Source organism: Rhodococcus pseudokoreensis (genome assembly GCF_017068395.1).
Taxonomy (GTDB): Bacteria; Actinomycetota; Actinomycetes; order Mycobacteriales; family Mycobacteriaceae; genus Rhodococcus_F; species Rhodococcus_F pseudokoreensis.
The window spans coordinates 5,525,834-5,547,989 of sequence record NZ_CP070619.1 but is presented as its reverse complement, the minus strand read 5'-3'; the positions used below and the strand labels follow the sequence as shown (position 1 = coordinate 5,547,989).

Below are 22,156 nucleotides of genomic sequence, written 5' to 3'. Positions count from 1 at the left end.
CACCACGGCATCGACGTCCAGCCGCTGTGAGCGATAGCCACCGTGACGTCGGTGAGCCCGGTACTGGTCGACGAACGGCGTCAGGTCGAGCGGTGGCCGGCGAGCGCGAGCAGGGTACGCAGGTGCGCCAGCGCAGCGTCGGTCCGTTCCGGGTCGGCGATCGACAACTGCTGGAAGACCAGACCGTCCAGGGCGGCGAAGATGAGGTGCACGAAGTCCTGGTCGAGGTCCATCTCCCCGCATGCCAGTTCGTCGGCGAGGGCTTGCTCGAACGTCCGGTACAGCGACTGAACGTGTGGCCGCAGCTCCGGCCGCCGCCGTGATTCGAGGATCAGTTCGTACTGGAACGCGAGATCGTGGGGAAGCGTCTGCACCATCTCCACGATCCCTTCGAAGAGCGCGTCTAGGTCCCCGCTTCCCGGCCGTGCGCTGATCGCCGGCACGCTTTTGGCGAGCGAGTACTGCAGCGCCTCTTCGAGTAGCGCATCGCGGGTACCGAAATGGTGCGCGACGAGACCGTGCGCTACTCCGGCCTCGCGGGCGACCGCGCGATAGGTGAGATTGCGCAAGCCCTGTTCGGCCCCTACGCGCACCGCAGCTGCGAGAAGCGCCGTCCGCCTCTCGCCATAGCGAAGCGCCGGACGCGAGGCGGCCGATTCGACGGCAGACATGCCGCTCCTTTCCATGAGCTTCGAGAGCCGTGACGCCGGTGTCTCGCACCGCCCGGCAGATCCGGGACGCCCAGCTGTGACGGCTGCGATCTGCGTGCCATGAAGATTACGGCAGGTGCCCATCGGAAAGAAACCAAAGTTGTCCACTTGACCAATTTGTCGCGATGAGGCATATTCTGTGCCATCGCTCACACTTGTCCATTTGGACATGTTTGCTTCGACCGCTGCTCTGACACCTCCTCGTGTGCCTTTCGCCCTGCTCATTCGCTTCCAGGAGAACACCATGAACTACGACACCGATGTCGTCATCGTCGGCGGCGGCTTCGCCGGAATCACCGCCGCCCGTGAACTCACCCAGCGCGGTATCACCGCCACGATCCTCGAGGGTCGCGACCGGCTCGGCGGGCGCACCTGGACCCGCGACAGCGCCCTGGGCCGGAAGCTGGACTTCGGCGGCACCTGGGTGCATTGGACCCAGCCACACGTGTGGGCGGAGATCGGCCGCTACGACCTTCCCCTGGTGTCGAGCCCCACTGCCGAACGCGCGCTGTGGCGGGCCGACGGTCGAGTTCGCACCGGCACCGCCGAGCAACTGTTCGCCCTCATGGACCCGGGCATGACCGGGGTGCTGGCCGGCTCCGCGGAGCTACTTCCCAACCCGTACCAATTCCGGCCCGTCGGCGACGAGCTCGAGGCACTCGACCACTTCACCATCGCGGAGAAGATCGCCGCGCTGAACCTCGATCAGGAACAGCACGACCTGGTCGAAGGCTTCTGGGGCCTGTCCTTCAGCGGCCTGCCCGCCGTCGGTGCCTACACCCAGGCGCTGCGCTGGTGCGCGCTGACGGGCGGAAACTGGCAGCTGATGTTCGAAGCGTGCGCGACGTACAAGCTGAAGAACGGAACCAAGTCGCTCCTGGACGCGATCGCCGCCCAGTCCACCGCAGACGTACAGTTCAACTCGCGGGTCACCCGGATCGAGCAGGATGACGACGGCGTCACCGTCACCGTCGACGGCGGCCGGACCCTGACGGCACGCAAGGCGATCGTCACCCTCCCCCTGAACGTGCTGAACACCGTCGAATTCAGCCCGGCGCTGCCCAGTGACCTGGTCTCGGTCGCCACCGAGGGCCAGGCCTCGACCGGGGTGAAGGTATGGGTCCGCGTCAAGGGTGACATCGGCAAGGTCGCCGGACTCGGCCCCAGCTCCTGCCCTCTGAACTTCTTCCAGTACGAGTACGACATCGACGGCGACAGCCTCATCGTGGCGTTCGGCTCCGACTCCACGCGCATCGATGTCACCGACCGTGGCGCCGTCGAAGCCGCTCTGCGCGAATGGATTCCCGACCTGGACGTTGTGGCCGTCGACGGACACGACTGGGTCGCCGACGAGCTGTCCGGACAGACCTGGCCGATGCTGCGACCCAACCAACTCGCCGCCGTCCAGGAGTCCGCCGCCACCGAGCACGGCCACATCCGCCTTGCCGGCAGCGATTACGCCGAAGGCTGGGCGGGGTTCATCGACGGCGCGATCGAGAGCGCCAAGACCGCTGCAGCCCGCATTCTGCCCGAACTGGTCTGACCCACACCACCTCCGTTCTCCCTCCTCGAATGAAAAGGACCCCTGATGTCGTACTGCGCCGAACTGGTCACCTTCACCCTGTCGACGAGTGATGAAGAATTTTTCGCACTCCGCAAGGCAGCGATCACCGAAGTCAAAGTCGCCCATCCGAAATTGCTGTCGGTCCCCTTCTGCGCCAAGCGCGCCGACGGCAGCTGGGTCGATCTGTGGATCTACGAGAGCAAGGAAGCAGCCGACGCCGCCAACGCCGACGCCGCCAACCTCCCCGAGTTCATGAAGATGTTCGCCGTCATCGACGGCGTCGATATCGAAGTCACCGAATACCCCGAGTCCGCCGTCAGTCCGCTCGCCTGACACCACCGCCCACCCACTGCGAGGAAAAGTCATGAGCGAGAACTCTTCCGGAACACAACACCAATTGCACAAGACACTGCGCTGGTATCACGGTTTCATGCTCGCGCTGCCGATCGCCGCCGGATTGTTCGTCTCGGTCGGATACGTCATCGGCGCGCTCGGCGCGATTCCCGCCGCGGCAATCTGCGTGATCCTCTCGGCCGTCGCCCTTCTGCAGAACAAGATCTTCTCCGAAGTGGCGGCAATGTTCCCCGACAAACCCGGCGGGGTTGCCATGTTCGCGACCGAGGCGTGGAAGCGGTACTTCGCCCCACTCGGGCCGCTCGCCGCGTTCGGCTACTGGTGCGGGTGGGCGTTGGTGCTCTCACTGGTCGGGTTGACCATCGGGTCGCTGGTGCAGGCCCAGTGGTTCCCTGACGCGACGTGGACGCTGTTCACCTTGGCCGGCGTCGCGTTCGGATTCCCGCACCTGGTCTCGGCGATCACGATCGTCGCGTGCACGGTCCTCAACGTCGCAGGCATCAAGGTGGCCGTCAGGTTCAACCAGATCATCGGTGCCGCATTCATCCTCGTCCTTGCCGTTCTCGCGATCGGCCCGTTCGTCACGGGCCAATGGCACTCGGCGAATCTGACCTCCCACCTCGACGGTGGCTGGAAGACGTTCGTCGTCTGGCTGTATGTCACCGCCTGGGCGATCTACGGCTCGGAGTTGTGCGCCGTCTTCGCACCCGAATACAAGGACACCAGTCGCGACACCTCGAAGGCGCTGACGTCGATCGCACTGTTCATGGTCGGTGCGTACACGATCGTGCCGATCGCGACCACAGGCCAACTCGGGGAGGCTGTGATCACCGACAATCCCATCACCTACGGGGTGGCGAGTGTGCAGGCGATTTCCGGCGGTTTGTCCGGGGTCATCACCGCAATCTTGTGCGGTGCGTTGTTCCTGAGCATGGTCTCCTCGTCCGCCGATGCCGGCCGCGCCCTATACGGCATCGCGGCCGAGAAGATGTCCATCCGCCAACTCGATCAGCTCAACCGTGCCGGTGTCCCCAGCCGGGCACTGTGGATCACGATGGCCGTCAACCTGCTGATTCTGGTCGTCGTCGGCAACCCGGTCGCCATCCTCATTGCCAGCAATCTCGGCTATATTCTGGCGATCACCCTCGCCGTCAGTGGATTCCTCCTGCTGCGCAAGGATCGCCCGCTCTGGCCCCGCCCGATCCGGTTGTCGCGTAAGTGGATCCCGGTCGCGGCCGTCATCACCGTATTCAACGCCTTCATCCTCGTCGTCGGCGTCCTCAACCCCGACCTCTCCCACGCCGGCGGCTGGAAGGAAGTGCTACTCGGGGTCGGATTGCTCTCGGTCGGTGTGCTCCTGTTCCTCTATCGACGCCTGGTGCAGGACCGCGTCCCGGTTCAGTGGCGCGACACCTCTCCCCACATCCCGGCCGCAGCGGTGGCGCCTCCGTCGCGGGGGACGCTCCGCTGACGTGCTCATGTCCTCGAAAGGTGTTCCGAGTGGCCCGCTCCCCGAGCGGGCCACTCGGCGTTGCCGTGCCCGTGATTGTCACGCCTGATCATTTCTGCTGGTTGCAACGCGCGGAGGGCAAGGATCGATACACCGACCAGAGGTGAGGACAATGGTCGATCACATCGCCGCCCGGCAGGACGTGCGTGAGTTCCGGCAGGCCCTCGACGAGTTGTTCGCGTACCTGCTCGACGACGACCCCCACACCTCGGAATGGAACCGCGCGACGCTCCACCGGCTGACCACCCGCGTGCAGGACGCGACCTCCGCCCTGCGGCGGGGCGGGTTGCGGGTGCACTACCTCGGATTCGGGAGCGTGGCGATCTCCACGGACCTCGAATCCGGGTGACGCCTACCGTCCACTGCGGCGCACGTCACCTTGCTTACTTTGTGATCACAGATTACATTTAGGTAAGCATCGCGTAACGGCCGGGTTCCCTCGCGCCGATGTACGCCGATTCGTGGTGCCCACGACAACTCGATCCACAGACCTCTCAGGTGTGCCGCGGGACGAACTCCCTCCTCGCCTGCACGTCACGGTGTTCGGGTTCGACATCCCTGAGCTCAGCACGAAGGAGGATCATCTTGGCAAGAGTGGCGATGACTGGCCGGAACGCAACCCTGGCCGGCCTGGCAGCAATTGTGTTGTGGAGCACCATGGTCGGCATGATCCGACTGGTCACGGAGAGTCTCGGCGCCATCGGCGGCGCGGCCATGATCTACACGTGCTGCTCCGTCTTGTTGTTCCTCACCGTCGGGTGGCCCAAACTTCGCGAGTTCAACCGCGTCTATCTGCTGACCGGCGCTCTGATGTTCGCCGGATACGAAGTGTGCTTCGCCCTCGCGATCGGACTGGCAACCGACGCGCGCCAGGCGATCGAGGTCGGCATCGTGAACTATCTGTGGCCGTGCCTGACAGTCCTGTTCGCCATCCTGTTCACCGGTCAGAGGTCGTCGATCCTGTTCATTCCCGGCATCGGACTGTCGATCGCCGGGATCGCGCTGGTCCTCGGCGGTGACACCGGACTCGACCTGCCCGGGACCATCGAGAACATTCGCACGAATCCCCTGAGTTACGCTCTCGCACTCCTGGGAGCCGTCATCTGGTCCGCGTACTGCACCGTGACAAAGCTGTTCGCCAAGGGCAACAACGGGATTACTCCGTTCTTCATGCTCACCGCAGCATCGTTCTGGGTCCTGTACCTGTTCAGCGACACCGAACCCATCCACCTCACGCTGACCGGGGTGGTAGCGACACTGGTAGCGGCGTGCGCCATCGGCTTCGGCTACGCGCTGTGGAATGTGGGCATTCTTCACGGAAACATGACTCTTCTCGCTGCCGCTTCCTACTTCACGCCGGTCCTGTCGGCTGCGTTCTCTTCGCTGATGCTGGCTACCGCACTCGGTGTCACGTTCTGGGTCGGCACCGCCATCGTGTGCGTCGGCGCAACGGTGTGCTGGGTCGCAACGCGCGAACCCAAGAAGGCCGGCGAAACTACTCCCCCGGCAGCGGCGACTCCCGACCGCACCGTCACAGACGAACGACCGCGGGATCGCGCGGCAGTGCGCGTCGGCGGTCGACGTCACTCGTCGCGCGGCCCGAGCGCGCTGGGAATTCGCCGGCGCAAGCACGAAGCCGACGCGATCGACACCCACTGACTGCCGGTCGAGTGCCGGACTGTGCCGCGCGGCGGTGCCGGGAAAGGCCATGAGACACAAGAGAACCGTGCCCTTCGAAGTGAAGGACACGGTTCACGTGTAGTGCGTGAGATTCTGCTACACGGAGATCGTCTCCGCGGAAGCGGGCGACTTGGTGGTCTGGCCGAGCCCGGCGCTTTCGGAGAGGGACAGCCCCCGGGTCTCGGGTGCCCACATCTGGGAGATCACGGCACCGAAGAGGGTGACGCCGGCGGCGATCAGCATGGTGACGCCGATGCCGAGGCTGGTGAGGGACAGTGGCACCAGGAACGTGCCGATCGCAGCGCCGATGCGGCTGAGCGAGGACGCCAGTCCCACTGCGGATCCGCGGACTTCGGTGGGGAACAGCTCGTTCGGGTACACCCACTGCAGGATCTGGGAGCCGCCGATGAGGACCGCGTAGGCGGCGAAGAGAACCATGATGATCGCGCTCGGCGCTCCGGGGAAGAGTCCCAGCAGCAGCAGAGCGAGACCCGACCACACGAAGCTGTGGATCAGCAGCGGGCGCCGGCCCATCCGGTTGACCAGCAACAGCGCGACGATACAACCGACCATGAACAGGATGGTGATGGCGGCGGATCCGATGTGTGCGGCGTCGCCTTCGAGTTTGAGGGCACCGAGGATGGCCGGGGCAAAGGCGTAGACGGCGAACAGCGGAACCACCGAGCAGGTCCAGAAGAGGGTGATGAAGGCCATCCGCTTGCCGTAGCCGGAGCGGAGGAGTTCCTTGACGCCGACGTTGGTCTCTTCTTCTGCAGGAAGGTCGGCGACGGTGACACCGGGACCGTAGACCTTGAGCAACACTTCGTTGGCCTTGTCGATCTTCCCCTTGCTGACCAGCCACCTCGGCGACTCCGGGGTGCCGACCCGGGCCACGCAGATCAACACTGCGGGCAGTGCGGCACTGGCGAGCATCCAACGCCACGCGTCGTCTCCGGCGGTTCGCGCCAGGACCTCGCCGACGACGTACGCTGCCGCCGCGCCGACGAACCACATGGTGACGAAGGCACCCAGCAACGGACCACGGTATTTACGCGGAGCGAACTCCGTCATCAGTGACGTGGCGATCGGGTAGTCCGCACCCACGGCCATGCCCAGGAGCAGCCTCAGCACGATCAACCAGACGACGCCCTCCACGAAGAACTGCGCGACGGAGCAGGCGATGATCGCGACCAGGTCGAGGGTGAACAGCACCTCCCGGCCGAAGCGGTCGGTCAGCCAACCGCCCGCGAAGGCACCGAGCAGGATGCCGATCAGCGTGGACGCCGCGATCAGGCCCTGTTCGGCCGACGACAGGTTCCACTGGCCCGAGATCTGCACCATCGCGACACCGATGATCGAGAGGGCGTAACCGTCGAGGAACGGCCCTCCCGAGGAGAACACGGCTAGCTTCTTGTGAAATGTGGACAGTGGCGCGTCGTCCAACGGGTTGGTCGTCGTCATCTCGGACTCCTTGTTGACATACTTTCCGACCCGGACCTGATGCGGCATTCCTCGGTGGCGATATCGAGGTGGTCGGATTTGATTCAATTCCTGTTGAGACGCACGGCGATTCGAGAACGAGTGATTCTCGACCGGAGGCCGTGTCGGCGACCCGGCGATGCGAGCTGGCTTCTTTCACTACTTGCCGCACCCGCTGGTGTGGTGTGCGCCTCGTCACAGAACAATAATATGTAATCACAGATCACACAACCCCTCGGGCGTGCTTCCACGCCGAGGGCACAGCAGAAGGCACGACAGCTCACCCGGTCGCGGGCTCACCGTCTTCGGTGGCGCGACCGTCCGGCCGTTGTCGCTCGGGGGTCATACCCGGCCCGAGGGTGCAATGCTCGACGGCGATTCGTGCCGACGGCGTAGAGGTGCGTTTCGCGTTATACGGCGTCTGCCGACGCAGCCTGCTCGGTCGCCAGGAGCGCTTTGATGCGGTCGGTCGCGTCGAGGAGCGATTCCTCGTTGACCGCTGCGGCGAAGTCACCCGAGCGGTCCCGGGCAGCAGCAACGAGGCGCTCCTGGAAGCGCCACAGCGGGTCGTCTCCCCCGGAGTCCAGGCTTCCCTGCGCGCCCACGATCTTGTAGGCCCGGCAGTGGTTCCACAGGTTGCGGATCGTCTGCAGAAGAACAGGATTCGCGGCGGCCTCGTACAGGATCGACAGCAGGGCCTCATCGTGGTCGAGGAGGGCGACCACGCGTCCCTCGTCGACGGCGGCGCGCATCAGCGCGAATTCGGCCTGCATCCGGTCGCAGTCCTCGGCGCTGATCCGCTCTGCCCCGAGCCTGGCGGCCTCCACCTCGAGCAACCGGCGCACGTCGTAGACGTGCACCAACTCGGCGAGGGTCAGGCCCTTCACCACCGCCCCGCGGTGGGGCACGCGTTCGGCCAGACCGGCTTCCTCGAGGCGACGGATCGCCTCACGCACCGGCATCACGCTGGTGCCCACCTGCTCCGCGAGATCGCGCACCCGCAGACGGGCACCGGCAGGCAGATCCCCGTTCATGATCGACTCGTGAATCATCGAGTAGACCTGATCGGTCAGAAGTGTCGGCTCGGCGCGCTTGGACATGACCACAGATCACATATTAACCGGAGATCGGATCGGCCCTTGTGTGATCTGTGATTACATTTTAGGCTGGTGTGAGACGCAGGCACCGCAGCAGCACGCCCACCTCGGGTAATCCCCGAACACACGCCGTTCCGCCCGCACTGTGCACGCCCGCCGTAATCGGCTCGGGATCCACAACGGACCGGGCCTGCAGCTCGAGTTCCACGATCATGGAGGTACCTCTGATGTCCATCTCTACTCCCGTCGAGGACGTGACGGTACGCCGTGCACCCGGCTCGGCGCCGCTGATCACGGCGGCCGACCTTCCCCCGACCACGCACTTCGTCGACGGTGCGTTCGTCGACGCTGCTCCCGGCGACGTGTTCGATGTGATCGACCCAAGCTCGGAGAGCGTCATCGCGCAGATCCCGCAGGGCAGCACCGAGGACGTCGACCGTGCGGTGAGCGCCGCCGCAGCGGCCGCGGAAGCCTGGGCACGCGTGGTCCCCAAGGAGCGGTCGGAGATTCTGCACAAGATCGCCGACCGGCTCGCAGCCAACGCCGACCTGCTCGCCCGACTCGAATCCGCGAACGCCGGAAAGCCCCTCTCGGTCTCCCGTGACGACGTCGACGGCACCATCGACACCTTCCGTTTCATGGCCGGCGCTCTGCGCGCGACCACGTCCATGGCGGCCGGGGATTACGTCGAGAACCACCTGTCGGTGATCCTGCGCGAACCCCTCGGAGTGGTCGGGGTGGTCACCCCGTGGAACTACCCCCTGCTGATGGCCGCCTGGAAGATCGCCCCGATCCTCGCCGCCGGCAACACCCTCGTGATCAAGCCGTCGGAGCAGACCCCGCTGACGACCCTGAAGTTCGCCGAACTCGTCGCCGACCTGCTGCCCGCCGGCGTGCTGAACGTGGTCACCGGCCGCGGTTCGGTCGTCGGCGCCCGGCTCGCCGAGCACCCGGACGTGGACATGATCGCCCTCACCGGGTCGGTGGGCAGCGGCAAAGCCGTCGCCCGCGGCGCCGCCGAGACCCTCAAGCGGGTCCACCTCGAACTCGGTGGCAAGGCGCCGGTCGTGATCTTCGCCGACGCCAACCTCGAAGAGGCAGCTGAATCGCTGCGGGTTGCGAGCTTCTGGAACTCCGGGCAGGAATGCGGCGCGGCGTGCCGCGTCCTGGTCCACGAGTCGGTCGCCGACAAGTTCGTCGAACTGTTCGTCGCGCAGGTCCGCGAACTCGCCATCGGCGAACCCGGCTCCGGGGACGACATCGAGATCGGCCCGCTGGTCTCCAAGGCCCATTTCGATCGCGTCGTCGGATACCTCGACCGCGCCGCCCAGCAGGGCATCCGGGTCGCCATCGGCGGAACGGCGCTGGCCGGCAGCGGCTACTTCGTGGCACCGACGGTGCTCGCCGACGTCCCGGACGGCGCCGAGTGCTCCCGTGAGGAGATCTTCGGACCCGTCGTCACCGTCGAGACCTTCACCGACGAGGACGAGGCCGTGCGCCGCGCCAACGACGTCCCCGTCGGCCTGTCCGCTTCGGTCTGGACCGAGAACGCGCGCCGCAGTCACGACATCGCTGCGCGGCTGGATTCCGGTACCGTCTGGGTCAATTCGCACCTGGTGCTGGCCAACGAGGTCCCGTGGGGTGGATTCAAGGGTTCCGGTTACGGCCGCGACCTGTCGATCTACGCCCTCGACGACTACTCCCGCACCAAGCACGTCATGCACAACCACAGCCGCTGATTCGATCGGCACCACGAACCGACGTCGACGGTGCCGATCGAGTCCTGCGACAGCGTGCCGCCCACACGGTCATCCGTGTGGGCGGCGCGCTCTTTCAGGCGGACAGCGGATCCAGAATTCCCCGCACGGTGGAGCGAGAAGTGCGGCACACGTGTTCGAGAATGCGGAATGCGCTGTCACCGTTGCGGGTTTCGACCGCAGCGACGAGGTCGGCGAGATAGCTCCACCGGGACAGTCCGTGCCCGACGGCATCGCGCACCCAGAGGTTCTTGTAGGGACGGCAGGTGTCCCACATGCCCTGGATCAGTCCGGTGAGTACCGGGTTGTTGCCGGCGGAGAACAACGCCGACAGCAGTAGTTCGTCCTGAGCGACGGCTCCCGCGATGTCGCCGTCCGCGGCCGCCTTCTCCAGCAGCCGCCAGTGCTGTCTCATCGTCTCGACGGCCGCGTCGTCGGCCAGGACGGCGCCGCGGCGCGCGGCATCGGGCTCGAGCATGATGCGTACGTCGTACACGTATTCGAGTTCGTCGATGCTCAACTCCCGCACCGACGCTCCCCGGTAGGGCTCCGTGACGATCAGACCCGCCTGCTCGAGCCGCCGGAACGCCTCCCGGACGGGCATCACGCTGGTGCCCACAAGCGCGGCGACCTCCCGGATCCGCAGCTGCGTCCCCGGCGCCCAGTGACCCTGCGCGATGTGTCCGCGCAGGGTCTCGTATACCTGGTCCGCGAGCAGATTCGACGAAGAACCTTGCGGTGGCGTCGTTTTCATCTCCCGTAGAACGAGAGTGTTCGGCCTGCCCATGAGGACCTCCGAGTTGCGGCGAGATCGCCGGAGAGAGGTCACCGACGGTTACACCCACTGTAGCATCGGTTGTGATCACAGATCGAATCTATTGACGGTGGGTGTGATCCCGACTACGGTCATCGATAGCGTGAAAGACCGGATAGAAGCGGAGAAGTCATGAGCGCGTCTCTGACAGCGCACCCGTACGCACCCTCGACCGAGATGTGGGACTGGCAGTTGCATGCCCGCTGCCGCAACATGGACACCGACCTGTTCTTCTCCCCCGAAGGCGAGACACGGCAGGCGCGGCGCTATCGCGAAGAGTTCGTCACCCAGATCTGTCACTCCTGCCCGGTCGTGACCGAGTGCCACACGTACGCCCAGACAGTTCGTGAGCCGTACGGGATCTGGGGCGGCGCCACCGAGTCCGATCGTCGATTCTCGACCGGCCGCAAGCCGCACCGGCAGCCCGGAACGAGCACCGCAAGCGGAAGCGCCGCACGACCTCTGACCGTTTCTTCCCGCCATCCCAAGCCCGGACGGCAAGAGCGTCCCGGGGACTCAGCAGACTAGGCGAAGCCACGTAGCGCACGCCTCTGGGCCGGAGCAGCGTGCTCCGGCCCAGAGAACTCGCGCGACTACCGGTCGCTCGGTGCCGCGTCTGCCGGCACCGCGTACGACGCCTCGGTGTCGAAGTCTCGTGCCTCGTCGATGTTTCGGCCTTCGACGGAACCGGTCGACGTGCGCCCGGGGCCGAACTTGCGCCGAGCCTGGTATGCGATCAGGGTGACGGCGAGGGCACCCAGGCTGAGGGAGATCTGCGATCGCGTCGATTCGACGAAGAACATCGAGATCAAGACCGCGAGGATACCGACGACCCCGAGGATCGAGAGGTACGGGAAGAGCCACATCTTGAAGCGGAGTTCGCGGGCCTTCTCCCGGCCGAGCATCGACCGGAGCTTGATCTGGGAGAGCGCGATCATCAAGTAGACCATCAGGATCGTGGCGCCCGACGCGTTGACGATGAACGCGAACGCCGTCGTCGGCGAGAAGTAGTCGAGCGCAACACAGCCCAGCCCGACGCACAGCGCGGCCAGCAGCGCCCCGCGGGGGACTCCGTTCTTGTCCACCCGAGCGACCGAACGGGGTGCGTCGCCCTGATTGGCCAGCACGAACATCATGCGCGACGCGGTGTACAGACTCGAATTCAGGCAGGACAGCACCGCAACCAGGACCACCGCGTTCATGATGTCCGGGCCGCCCGGGATTCCCATGACGTTCAGGGCATCGACGAAGGGCGACTGGCCGACCTTGATGGAAGTCCAGGGGACGATGATCGCCAGGAGTAGGACGGAGCCGAGATAGAACACTCCGACACGTCCGATCACCGAGTTCGCGGCCTTCGCAACCGACTTCTCGGGTTCTTCGGACTCCGCCGCCGCGATCGTGGCGATCTCGGGGCCGACCATGGAGAAGACCGCGACGACGACACCGGAGAGAACGACGGTCCATCCGTTCGGTGCGAAGCCCCCGTGATCGGTCAGGTTGGAGACGTCGGCGCTGCGCCCGGGCCACAGGCCCACCACGAAGCACGCCCCGATTGCGAGGAACGCGATGATCGCCGCGACCTTGATGCCGGCGAACCAATACTCGAACTCACCGAAATTGCGCACCGACCGAAGGTTGGTGGCGACCATGGCGAGCAGCAACGCCGCCGCCATGGGCCACGAGGGAAGATCTATCCACCGCTGTAGGAGTTTGCCGCCGATCACGGCCTCGGCCCCGGCGACGACCACCCAGAAGAACCAGTACAGCCACCCGGTGGTGAATCCCGCGCGGTTTCCGAACGCCTTACGCGCGTATCCGGCGAAGGAACCCGTCGACGGGTCTGCCACGGCCATTTCGCCGAGCATGCGCATGACGAGAATGACGACGAGACCGGTGATCGCGTAGGAGAAGATTGCGGCGGGGCCCGAGGAGTTCAGCAGTGCACTGGAACCGACGAACAGTCCGGCCCCGATGACGCCGCCGATCGCAATCATTGTCAGGTGACGTTGCTTGAGACTCTTCTGGAGTGCGGGTGACGGGTTCATATCCAAATCAGACATCGGCAGCTCTCACGATCGATTCGACACACGTGGACGCGGGGAGGTCTGTCCGCATCCGCCGAGCGAGACTTCAACTCGCCCAGCGACTTCGATCAAGCTCGGCGGTAACGAGGCACCCGCCCAGGTGATGATCAAGTCCCGTATCTGGATGTGATCCATACAACACCCCAGAGGCGCTCCGCGACTATCGACAGATGCCAGAAGTAAACAGGTGCACGTCAGACATATGGATGATCATCAGACTGACCGCATGTTAATATATTAGTCATGAATCAGATCGGCCGGGCTGTTGCCGTTGCTAGCGTCGACGATTTCATGGCACGCACGCGCCGGCACCTGGGAGCGTCCGTAGTGCTGCTGGGCAGCGATTTCGAGATGATCGCCTACAGTGCCCGGTCGATCGAAGTGTCCGAAGATCACGCACAGTCCGTCGTCAGGCAAGCGACCGATGCGGACACCCGCACGTGGATCGTCGATTGCGGAATCGCGTACGCCACGAGGCCGGTTCGCACACCGGCGAACAGGAATACCGGCTCGAAGGCACGAATCTGCCTCCCCGTCCGGCACGGAGGAAAGACGTACGGGTTCTTGTTCGTCCTGCCGGACGACGACGGATCGATCGCCGACCGTGAACTCGAAGAAGTGATGCCGCTCGCGGCTCAGGCGGGTGCGCTGCTCGCCGCCGACGCATCGGGAAACGGGCACGTGGCAGGGGCTTTTGCGGACCTGCTGGAAGGCGATCCGGACAGGTCTTCGGCTGCCGCCGAGCACCTCCGGGCGTCGGAGAGCGTGTACGACTCCGAATTCACGATGCTCGCAACGGACAACACCTCGATCGATCGACGGTCGGGCGTCACGGCGGTGCCGATGGGACCGAACACGGCCGTCTTTGTAGCGCACCGGGATTCACCCTCTGTCACACTTCGCTCAGCTGTCGAAAGCTACTCCGCGGGGGGAAGCGTCGTCGGAGTCGGGGGAACCTACTCGGATCTTCGCGATGCCGGGAAGAGCTGGCGGCAGGCGCGACTGTGCCTCGACGTCATCGCACTCGAGCCCTCCAAGGGTCCGGTGGCGTACTGGGATCAACTCGGCGTGTATCGGCTGGCCGCAGTAGCATCCGCGGAACTCATCGCAGAAGCGGTCATCACCCCGGCGGTCAGGGCGCTGTTCGAGCACCGGAACCGAGACCTTCTCGCCACCGCCGAGACCTTCTTCGACAAGGGTGGCGACATTGCCGCGACGACCGATGCTCTGAGCATTCATCGGCAGACCCTCTACTACCGGCTACGTCGAATTCAGGAACTCACAACGCTGGATCTGTCGATCGGCCAGGACCGCTTGGAGTTGCACGTCGGCCTCTCGCTGGGAAGGCTGGTCGGGGCTCCGGGAACGGTGAATCCCTCATAGCCGCAAGGTACCCGGACGGTCGGTGAGCGCCCGGGTACTTGCGAACTGCGTTCGTGCTGCCGGCTGGGAGTCAGGCGGTGGGCAGCGTCGTGCGCGTGGTGGTGCTCAGTGCGGCGCTTTCCGTCAGTGCCATTCCGCGGGTCTCGGGTGCCATGATCTGCGACAGAACAGCGCCGAGGAGGGTGATGGCGGCCGCGATGAGCATCGTGGGGCCGATGCCGATACCGCTGAGCGACAGCGGCACCAGGAACGTGCCGACTGCGGCGCCGATGCGGCTGAGCGAGGAGGCCATGCCCACGGCGGAACCGCGAATATCGGTGGGAAACAGCTCGTTCGGGTAGACCCACTGCAGGATCTGACTGCCGCCGATGACCACCGCGTAGATCGCGAACAACGCCATGATGATCCCGCTCGGCGCTTCGGGGAACAGTCCGAGGATCAGGAGAGCGAGTCCGGACCAGAGGAAGCTGTGGATCAGCAGGGGTCGCCGGCCCATCCGGTTGACCAGAAGCAGCGCGACGACGCATCCCACGAGGAACAGGATCGTGATGACTGCCGATCCGAAGTGTGCGGCATCGCCTTCGAGCTTCAGTGCCCCGAGGATGGCGGGTGCGAACGCGTAGACGGCGAACAGCGGCACGATCGAGCAGGTCCAGAACAGCGTGATGAAGGCCATCCGGAGTCGTCCCGCACTCGACCGAGATCGACAGAGAAGACGTCTTTCTCCACAGAATTCATATCCCCGCCAACGCACTTCGGGACGGATGAGAGTCTGACGAAGTCGGAGGGTGTGCCAGACGAGGCTTCACCCCACGCTTAAACATCATAACTATATTTTATCTTGCCTCACCGTACCTGCCGCACAAGAAGTCGAGGCACCCCGTTCGGCAGCGGACCGTTCCGCGCTCAGCTGTCGGAAGCCGCGCCTCCCCTGTCGCCGTGGGCTCCCCTATCCGCGGAGGGCTCCCGCTCCGACGACAGGTAGAGCTGAACGATCGCCGCGTTGTACCGAGAGAACAGTGTCGCCAATTGCTGGAGATCCGCCTCGCTCCACTCGTCGAGCATCTCCGCAGTCCCATCGAGGCGGCGACGTCGCACCGCGTCCATCGCGTCGATTCCACGATCAGTCAGAGCGATGACACTGCGTCGACGATCAGTTGTTGCCGTCGTCCGCTCGACGAAACCGGCCTTCTGGACCGCATTGACCTGACGTCCAGTAGTCGACGGGTCCAACCCGAGCGCGCCGGCAAGCGCGCTGATATCCATCGGACCTCGGGCATCGAGCATCCGCAGGAGAAGATAGCCCGCGCGATCGACCTCGACGTAGAGGTCGCCGCGCCGGCGGATCATCTCGAGGTTCCGCACGAGCACCGCGGATTGAAATTCGATTGCCCCCAGTACGCGAGCCTTCTCGAGTGCCTCATCGATCGGTTCGGACATCACTCACCACTCTCAATTTAGCTTTGAGCCCATTTATCGGTATCATACCGCTATCCAAAAATACCGGTACGATACCGGTATATTCTCGCTTTGCTCATCGCCCCAAATGGAGTCGCCAGTGCCCACATCCACAGTCACGTCGAGGGTGCTCGATCGGGTCGCGCGACTGGACCCGGGCAGAGCCGCCTGGCGGAGTGCCGTGACCGCGACCGCAAGTCTCGGCGCTGCCCTGCTCGCCGGGTACGGATACTCAACCCTCATCGCGCCCGCGCACGGCGCAGCGTTGCCGATGATCACCGGCGGCGTCATGGCCATGCAGACTTCGTCTGCGATGGCTCATCCAGTGTGGGCGGCGCGTCTACGCGTCGCACTGTGGGCACCGCTGTTCTTCGGTAGCGGACTACTGATCCACAGCGTTGCAACAGCTTTGGGCGGGACCGCGGTGGAGATCGCAGCCTTCGCTTTGACGACCTTCATCGCAGTGGGTGTGCGCCGCTTCGGTCCCGACTTCAGCGTCCTCGGACTCACCGGATGGACGGGCTTCTTCATCAGCGCCTTCGCGGCCCCGTCGCTCGCCGAGACTGTCATACTCCTCGGAGGATTGCCCATCGCAGCATGCGTCACGTTTGCAGTCTCGATTCTGCTCCGGCCGCACCGTCCACAGAACACGCTGGCCCACGTGCTCCGAGCGTGGACAGCGCAGACTGACGCAATTCTCGCCGACGCAGACTCAATTCTGCTCCAGACGAGCGTGACCCGAAGACGCCGCACCTCCCAGCGGATGCTCAACCGGAGTCGGCGCCTCACCGAGATCTCCCTGCTCGCCGACGGCTGGCTCGGACAGGCCGACCCATTCCCCGAGACCACCCCGCACGGCATTCGGAGCCATCTGTTCCGGATGCACACAGCTGTCGATACCGTCGTTCGCACTGCGTGCGACGCAGCCGACCGCCTCGACGACTCACGCGGCCGCGCCGTCCGCAGAGTCGTGTCCGCACTGGCTCGCCACGATTCCGACCTTGCCATCACCCGCTCGGACCAACTCTTCGACGGCTGCGAGTCCGTAGAGCTGGCTCTCTTTGCCACCGACGCCATCGCGTTGGCCACACTTCGCAGAGACGACCCAGCATCGGACGAGCACCTCCTCGAGGAATTCGTTCCGGCAGCATCCATGACCCCCGACGGATCACTCGGCGGTTCCGCGAGCATCGCGCCGATGGTAAGACCACGAGGGGGTCCACGCACTGCGAGTTGGCATCTCGCAACACGTCAGGCAGTACAGGCCTCCCTCGCCGTCGCCATCGCGGCGGCCGCGGGACTCCTTCTGTCCGTCGACCATTACACCTGGGCCGCACTCACTGCGTTCATCATCTTCCTCGGCACCTCGACCCGCGGCGACATCGCCGCGAAGGCCATCTATCGAGCCATCGGGACATTGACAGGCATGGTGCTTGCCATTCCGATTGTACTTGCGACTGGCGCCCACCCCATCGTGGTGATCGGCATCGCGCTGCTGTGCTGTGCAGTCGGCTACTACCTGACGTCGGTGTCCTACGTCTACTTGATGCTCTGCACCAGCCTGGCGGTCTCCGAGATGTACAACGTTATGGGACAGTTCAATTCGGCATTCGCTGCGATTCGTATCGCCGAGGTCCTGGTCGGGTCGATCGTCGCGGTACTCGTGGCCACCCTCGTCATTCCAATCAGCACCACCGACGCGATTACCCATGCACGACAACAGCTCTTCCGATCGATCCGTGAACTTCTGAACACCGCCGCAGGCCATATCCATGAGCAACGACCAGTCGACCACCACGAATTGCTGAGAATGGGCAAGTTGGTCGAAGAACACACGCGTCAGCTCACCGTTGTCGCCGCGCCTCTGAGAGTGTTTCGCAGGGGGCGGTCGGCGACCGACATTCGTGTAGCACTCCGTAAATACGACGAATACTGCATACACACCCGTCGAGTGGTGAGCTCGCTTCCTGAGCACGGGGTGGGAGCGCTTGGAGAATGTGCCGACCTGCGCTGTCGACTACACGAGTCACTGGAAGCACTGTCCGAGAAATTGAGTATCGAAATGAAGCCGAAGAAAGCGAGCTAGTCATGCAACTCGAAGGAAAACGCATCATCGTGACCGGAGCAGCACAGGGCATGGGTGCCACGTGCGTGCGCGCCTACGTCCGAGAAGGCGCAGCCGTGGCCGCGATCGACGTCAAAGACGAACTCGGACAGCAAACCGCATCCGATGCGACCTCGACGGGTCCGGGGACCGCCTCATACCTCCACGCTGACGTTTCCGACCGCGCGCAGGTGAACGCCGCGTTCGACGAAGCAGTCCACCGCCTCGGCGGACTCGACGTCCTGGTCAACGTGGCGGGTGTGCAACGAGCTCGGCCCGCAGAAACATTCACCGACGAAGACCTCGACTTCCTCCTCGGTATCAACCTTCGCGGAACCGTCCTCACCAACCAGGCAGCATTCTCCTCGATGCGCGACAACCGATCCGGAACGATACTGAATTTCGGATCCGACGCCGGCCTCACGGCGATGCCGGGACTGGCAGCATACTCCGCAACAAAGGGCGCGGTCATGGCCTGGACACGCACCATCGCAGCAGAGTGGGGACCACTCGGAATCCGCGCAAATTCAGTGATCCCGGCGATCCAAACGCCCATGACCACCTCAGGCGCTTCCGAGCGAGACGACATCTATTCCAGCGTTCCCCTCGGCGGGAAACTCGGCGACCCTGAACTGGACTTCGCCCCCGTCATGGTTTTCCTGGCCGGTGACGGAGCACGTTTCATCACCGGCCAAGCCCTCGCCGTCAACGGTGGACTCGGCATGGTCCGATAAGCATCGACCGTCCGACCCGCCGTTGCGGCGCATGGGCACCTTCCGGACGCTGCTACTTCAAGTAGTCGCGAAAGGCTTTGGCAGCTCCGGCGACTGCCTGGTCGATCGCGAATTGGAATTCCTCGTCGAGCAGGGCTCGTCCGTTGAGCCCGTCGGAAATCCCGCGTTCCTGGGTCACGTTTGCCACGGTGCGTCGGTGGGTGAAAGTGTCGAAGCCGTTTCTGCCGTGGTAGGCCCCGGAGCCTGAGTTGCCGAGCCCGCCGAACGGCGCTCCCGGCAGGAAGGCGTGGGAGATGCCGTCGTTGCGGGTGACTCCGCCGCTGTTCGTGTGGTCGAGGAAGGTGCGAAACTCCTCCGTGTCCTCTCCGTACCAGTAGGACCCCAGCGGGGTGGGCCGTTCCTGCAGGTAGTCGACGACTTCTTGGATGGTTTCGTAGATGTAGATGGGGAGAATCGGTCCGAAGATCTCCTCGCGGGAGATCGTTGCCGTCTCCGGGACGTCGAGCAGGATCGACGGTGGAATGCGTCGTGATGCCCGGTCCGGCAGGTTGCCCAGTTCGGTCTCGGGGGCGACGACGATCTTGGTCGCACCCTTTGCCCGCCCGGCGCGCACCACCTTGACCGAATTGGTCACCGTCGCCGGAACACGTTGGGCGATAGAGGAAACCTTCCAGACCGCAAAGGGCCAGACGGGCCTCGATCACTACCAGGTCCGGCAGTACGCGGGCTGGTACCCGCACATCACCCTCTCGATGCTCGCGCACACCTTCCTCACCGTCACCCGCTCTAAAGGGGGCCCGAGAACCCTGCGACGACAGCGAGTTGATCGCACTGAGTGTGCCCGAGATCCGACGGCCGCTCTGCCACTTGATCTGGACGTATCTACCCGACCCGCGTCACGTCCTCGCACGCTCCCACTGGCGGCGCCGCCATCAACACCGAGCCCGACAATCCCACTACCGAGCCCGAGGACACCTGCCATAAACGCGACTGTAGTACTAAGCAATCGGCCCTATGTTCACAAAGGTGACTCGCACACGCCCTCTCTCCACGGCCACCGTCCACGTCTCCACGGCCACCGTCCCCGGCCGCCGCCGCGGTGTTCACGATTCTTCTCATCCTCTTGACCGGGAGAACCCATGCAGCAGGTCAAACAGTCGACGACCGCCACAGGACCGGTGTCATCGGTTCGGGACCCGGCGGGCAGTCGCGCCAAGGCACTTGCACATGTTGGGTGCTTGCGTAGCAACATTCGCGGGGACGTGGCTACTTCCCTACCGGACAGCGCTCCCGTGCCGGTGCGACAGCTATCTCGCGAAGGTCCACTCCCTCCAGTGAGACAGGACAGCATCGTCGCGATTATCTTCGACGTTCGGCGCTATGCGGGCTGGTCGGCAGCGTGAGCGAGTAGTGCGGTTCGCTCGGTGTCGGTGAGGGCCCGCTTCGCGCCGGTGTCCTTCTCCCACCACACCAGGACTGCTGTTGCGTAGGCAATTTCGTGTCCGTGTCGGCTGCTGATGCGTTCTTGGGTGGTGATGCTGGTGGTTCCGGCGTTTACCACGGTCGAGGTCACCTCCACCGGGGAGTCGTCGAGGGTGAGCTCATGGAGGTATTCCAGATCGAGGCGAGCAATGACGTAAAGGGGATCCGGCTGGGTGAGCGCGGCAGCGAGCATGTTGCCGCGAGCCTGGTCGAAGAGTGTGACGTGGACACCGTGGAACACGTGCTGCTGGGCATCGAGATCTCTCCACCGCAACGGGATCGTGGAAGTCCAGCTGAAATGTTCGCTCATTGCCACCCACCCGGAACATGTCGGGACGGCCGGATACGGGGCTCCGGCGCTGACCGTGGTGACCCCGGTCGGGTGCCGTAGTAGGTCAGGGGGCCGGCGAGAGCGACGGTGAGGCTGCCGATGGCAATCAACGCTCCACCCAGAACGGTGAGGCCGGCGCCGGTCAGTCCGTGTCCGGGGTGGTCGAGCCACACGATCGCGAGGACAGTGAGCATGGTGCCGGCCGTCGTCAGATGTGCACCGGTCATCGCGAGGTCAGCTGTGGTCTGGTCGAACATCCTCACCCGCTTCCCTGTCGGCTTGATCGGTCTTACGTCCGGTGACCCACTGCGTCCAGTCCATCGCAGTTCCGGGTCTGCCCCACACCACGATCACCCGGGCGGCGTCGGCGCCGGTGTTGCGGAAGTCGTGCGCGATGCCGGGTTTGGCGAGCATCGAATCGCCCGGCCTCAACTGGTGGTCGACACCGTCCATGCTCATGGAGGCGCTGCCGCTGACGAGGATGTAGAACTCCTCGAGGGCGTCGTCGCCGGTCGCAGGATGGACGTGGAGACCTTCGGAGGCGCCGGCGGGCAGATCCCAGGTGTGCACTGCCACCGGAAGCGAGGAATTCTTCATGAAGTGCCATTGAATGCGGGTGAGTGGGCTGCCCTCGTGCAGTGCATGGTTGACGGTCACCGCCCCTGCTCGTTCGAACATGCTCGACTCCTTCGTCGAAGGTGCTGTGCTGACCCGCCACCGCTGAGTGCTGGCGTTCGTCGGGGCCGCCGCGGTGGCGGCCCCGACGAATGCTTCGCTGGTCAGGCCTTGACGGCGCCGTAGCGCTCGTCGCGCCAGGCGAGTGCGGCCTTGAGGCCCTTCTCCGAGGCGACCTTGTCGAATGCCTGCTGCTCGGGTGTGTTGGCGCCGTTGAGGATCGCCGAGATGTCGATGTTGGCGTTGACGGCGGTGCGCAGTCCCTTGGCCTCGTAGGCGCGGTTGAGGGCCTGCTTGGTCAGCCGCAGGATCGGCAGCGGGGTCGGCGCGATGCGCAGGGCCAGTTCCCGGGCGGCGGAGTCGAGTTCGTCGTGTGGGACGACCTTGTTGATCAGCCCGAGCGAGAGTGCTTCCTCGGCGCCGATCTTGTCGCCGGTGAAGAGCAGTTCGTTGGTCTTCTTCTGTCCGAGGATGAACGGCATCAGCAAGGTGACCGGTCCGGAGCCGTACTGGATTTCCGGTTCCCCGAACTTCGCGTCCTCGGCGGCGACGACGATGTCACAGGCCATCGCGATCTCGCAGGCACCGGCCAGGCAGTAGCCCTGCACGACCGCGATGGTCGGCTTCGGGCAGGACCACACGCGCATGGTGACGTCGGAATCGCGGCGCAGCACCGGCAGCCATTCGAGCGGAGTTTCGGTCTTGTCTTCGATCTCGTCGTTGATGTCGAAGCCGGCGGAGAAGGCGCGGCCGTTCGCGGCGATGAGGACGACCTTGATCGAGTCGTCGGCGCCGGCCTGGGCGACGCGCTTGTCGAGTTCGAGGACGACCTCGCTGCTGATGGCGTTGAGTTTGTCGGGGCGGTTGAGGGTGATCGTGGCGATCGGGCCGTCGGTTTCGTAGAGCACTACATCGGACATGTCACTCGTTCCTTCGT

The 22,156-nt window shown here is 64.7% G+C and carries 21 protein-coding genes and 2 pseudogenes; 11 read left to right on the top strand and 12 right to left on the bottom strand.

The window, feature by feature from the left end; genetic code table 11:
* Window positions 1-80: 80 nt before the first annotated feature.
* Window positions 81-671, bottom strand: a complete 591-nt coding sequence (locus JWS13_RS30535) for a TetR/AcrR family transcriptional regulator (RefSeq protein ID WP_206009101.1) — start codon at window positions 669-671, stop codon at window positions 81-83.
* Between the two features lie 283 nt (window positions 672-954).
* On the opposite strand from JWS13_RS30535, the gene JWS13_RS30530 reads away from it, so the two are divergent.
* The 5 genes from JWS13_RS30530 to yddG all read left to right on the top strand — a co-directional run bounded on the left by JWS13_RS30530 (window position 955) and on the right by yddG (window position 5,797).
* The gene (locus JWS13_RS30530) at window positions 955-2,253 is read left to right on the top strand and encodes a flavin monoamine oxidase family protein (RefSeq protein WP_206009100.1); all 1,299 of its coding nucleotides are present in this window, start codon (window positions 955-957) and stop codon (window positions 2,251-2,253) included.
* A gap of 45 nt (window positions 2,254-2,298) precedes the next feature.
* Complete coding sequence (locus tag JWS13_RS30525; RefSeq protein ID WP_206009099.1) at window positions 2,299-2,607, top strand: hypothetical protein; 309 nt, start codon at window positions 2,299-2,301, stop codon at window positions 2,605-2,607.
* Between the two features lie 31 nt (window positions 2,608-2,638).
* Window positions 2,639-4,099: an APC family permease gene (locus JWS13_RS30520; protein ID WP_206009098.1), complete on the top strand. Its 1,461-nt coding sequence runs from the start codon at window positions 2,639-2,641 to the stop codon at window positions 4,097-4,099.
* A 151-nt stretch (window positions 4,100-4,250) separates the two neighbouring features.
* Window positions 4,251-4,487 (top strand): hypothetical protein, encoded by a 237-nt coding sequence (locus JWS13_RS30515; RefSeq protein ID WP_206009097.1) that lies wholly within the window; start codon window positions 4,251-4,253, stop codon window positions 4,485-4,487.
* 251 nt (window positions 4,488-4,738) lie between these two features.
* Window positions 4,739-5,797, top strand: coding sequence for an aromatic amino acid DMT transporter YddG (gene yddG, locus JWS13_RS30510; RefSeq protein ID WP_206009096.1), 1,059 nt, complete (start codon window positions 4,739-4,741; stop codon window positions 5,795-5,797).
* A gap of 117 nt (window positions 5,798-5,914) precedes the next feature.
* Here yddG and JWS13_RS30505 read toward each other — a convergent pair whose 3' ends face one another.
* Both JWS13_RS30505 and JWS13_RS30500 read right to left on the bottom strand, forming a co-directional pair.
* Window positions 5,915-7,279 carry an MFS transporter gene (locus tag JWS13_RS30505; protein ID WP_206009095.1) on the bottom strand — a complete coding sequence of 455 codons (1,365 nt, stop codon included), beginning with the start codon at window positions 7,277-7,279 and terminating at the stop codon, window positions 5,915-5,917.
* Window positions 7,280-7,707: 428 nt separating this feature from the next.
* On the bottom strand, window positions 7,708-8,397 hold the full coding sequence (locus JWS13_RS30500) for a GntR family transcriptional regulator (protein WP_206011799.1): 690 nt from the start codon (window positions 8,395-8,397) through the stop codon (window positions 7,708-7,710).
* A 224-nt stretch (window positions 8,398-8,621) separates the two neighbouring features.
* Here JWS13_RS30500 and JWS13_RS30495 point away from each other — a divergent pair, with 224 nt between their 5' ends.
* Window positions 8,622-10,133: an aminobutyraldehyde dehydrogenase gene (locus JWS13_RS30495; RefSeq protein WP_206009094.1), complete on the top strand. Its 1,512-nt coding sequence runs from the start codon at window positions 8,622-8,624 to the stop codon at window positions 10,131-10,133.
* A 94-nt stretch (window positions 10,134-10,227) separates the two neighbouring features.
* Here the strand turns inward: JWS13_RS30495 and JWS13_RS30490 are convergent, their stop codons facing one another.
* Window positions 10,228-10,905, bottom strand: a complete 678-nt coding sequence (locus JWS13_RS30490; RefSeq protein ID WP_206009093.1) for a GntR family transcriptional regulator — start codon at window positions 10,903-10,905, stop codon at window positions 10,228-10,230.
* A gap of 192 nt (window positions 10,906-11,097) precedes the next feature.
* Here JWS13_RS30490 and JWS13_RS30485 point away from each other — a divergent pair, with 192 nt between their 5' ends.
* The gene (locus JWS13_RS30485) at window positions 11,098-11,493 is read left to right on the top strand and encodes a WhiB family transcriptional regulator (protein ID WP_206009092.1); all 396 of its coding nucleotides are present in this window, start codon (window positions 11,098-11,100) and stop codon (window positions 11,491-11,493) included.
* A 65-nt stretch (window positions 11,494-11,558) separates the two neighbouring features.
* Here the strand turns inward: JWS13_RS30485 and JWS13_RS30480 are convergent, their stop codons facing one another.
* Entirely contained in the window at window positions 11,559-13,028 is a 1,470-nt protein-coding gene (locus JWS13_RS30480; RefSeq protein WP_206009091.1) for an amino acid permease, read from the bottom strand.
* Between the two features lie 267 nt (window positions 13,029-13,295).
* On the opposite strand from JWS13_RS30480, the gene JWS13_RS30475 reads away from it, so the two are divergent.
* Entirely contained in the window at window positions 13,296-14,435 is a 1,140-nt protein-coding gene (locus JWS13_RS30475) for a PucR family transcriptional regulator (protein ID WP_206009090.1), read from the top strand.
* A gap of 70 nt (window positions 14,436-14,505) precedes the next feature.
* Here JWS13_RS30475 and JWS13_RS30470 read toward each other — a convergent pair.
* Both JWS13_RS30470 and JWS13_RS30465 read right to left on the bottom strand, forming a co-directional pair.
* Window positions 14,506-15,135 (bottom strand): annotated as a pseudogene (locus JWS13_RS30470) (MFS transporter); the annotation flags it as partial.
* A 206-nt stretch (window positions 15,136-15,341) separates the two neighbouring features.
* A complete protein-coding gene (locus tag JWS13_RS30465) occupies window positions 15,342-15,875 on the bottom strand; it encodes a MarR family winged helix-turn-helix transcriptional regulator (RefSeq protein ID WP_206009089.1) in 534 nt (177 codons plus the stop codon).
* A gap of 118 nt (window positions 15,876-15,993) precedes the next feature.
* On the opposite strand from JWS13_RS30465, the gene JWS13_RS30460 reads away from it, so the two are divergent.
* Window positions 15,994-17,979 (top strand): FUSC family protein, encoded by a 1,986-nt coding sequence (locus JWS13_RS30460; RefSeq protein WP_206009088.1) that lies wholly within the window; start codon window positions 15,994-15,996, stop codon window positions 17,977-17,979.
* 2 nt (window positions 17,980-17,981) lie between these two features.
* On the top strand, window positions 17,982-18,731 hold the full coding sequence (locus tag JWS13_RS30455; RefSeq protein ID WP_206009087.1) for an SDR family NAD(P)-dependent oxidoreductase: 750 nt from the start codon (window positions 17,982-17,984) through the stop codon (window positions 18,729-18,731).
* A 52-nt stretch (window positions 18,732-18,783) separates the two neighbouring features.
* Here JWS13_RS30455 and JWS13_RS30450 read toward each other — a convergent pair whose 3' ends face one another.
* Entirely contained in the window at window positions 18,784-19,344 is a 561-nt protein-coding gene (locus JWS13_RS30450) for an aldehyde dehydrogenase family protein (RefSeq protein ID WP_241032606.1), read from the bottom strand.
* On the opposite strand from JWS13_RS30450, the pseudogene JWS13_RS30445 reads away from it, so the two are divergent.
* Window positions 19,334-19,522 (top strand): annotated as a pseudogene (locus JWS13_RS30445) (IS701 family transposase); the annotation flags it as partial. The gene JWS13_RS30450 and the pseudogene JWS13_RS30445 sit on opposite strands and share 11 nt — an antisense overlap.
* 587 nt (window positions 19,523-20,109) lie before the next feature.
* On the opposite strand, the gene JWS13_RS30440 reads toward JWS13_RS30445, so the two are convergent.
* The 4 genes from JWS13_RS30440 to JWS13_RS30425 form a co-directional block, all read right to left on the bottom strand.
* Window positions 20,110-20,523, bottom strand: a complete 414-nt coding sequence (locus JWS13_RS30440) for an acyl-CoA thioesterase (protein WP_206009085.1) — start codon at window positions 20,521-20,523, stop codon at window positions 20,110-20,112.
* Window positions 20,520-20,801 (bottom strand): hypothetical protein, encoded by a 282-nt coding sequence (locus JWS13_RS30435; protein WP_206009084.1) that lies wholly within the window; start codon window positions 20,799-20,801, stop codon window positions 20,520-20,522. Before JWS13_RS30435 ends, JWS13_RS30440 begins: the two co-directional genes overlap by 4 nt.
* Complete coding sequence (locus JWS13_RS30430) at window positions 20,779-21,222, bottom strand: cupin domain-containing protein (RefSeq protein ID WP_206009083.1); 444 nt, start codon at window positions 21,220-21,222, stop codon at window positions 20,779-20,781. The genes JWS13_RS30435 and JWS13_RS30430 overlap by 23 nt, the downstream gene beginning before the upstream one ends.
* 101 nt (window positions 21,223-21,323) lie before the next feature.
* Window positions 21,324-22,139: an enoyl-CoA hydratase/isomerase family protein gene (locus JWS13_RS30425; protein ID WP_206009082.1), complete on the bottom strand. Its 816-nt coding sequence runs from the start codon at window positions 22,137-22,139 to the stop codon at window positions 21,324-21,326.
* Window positions 22,140-22,156 lie beyond the last annotated feature (17 nt).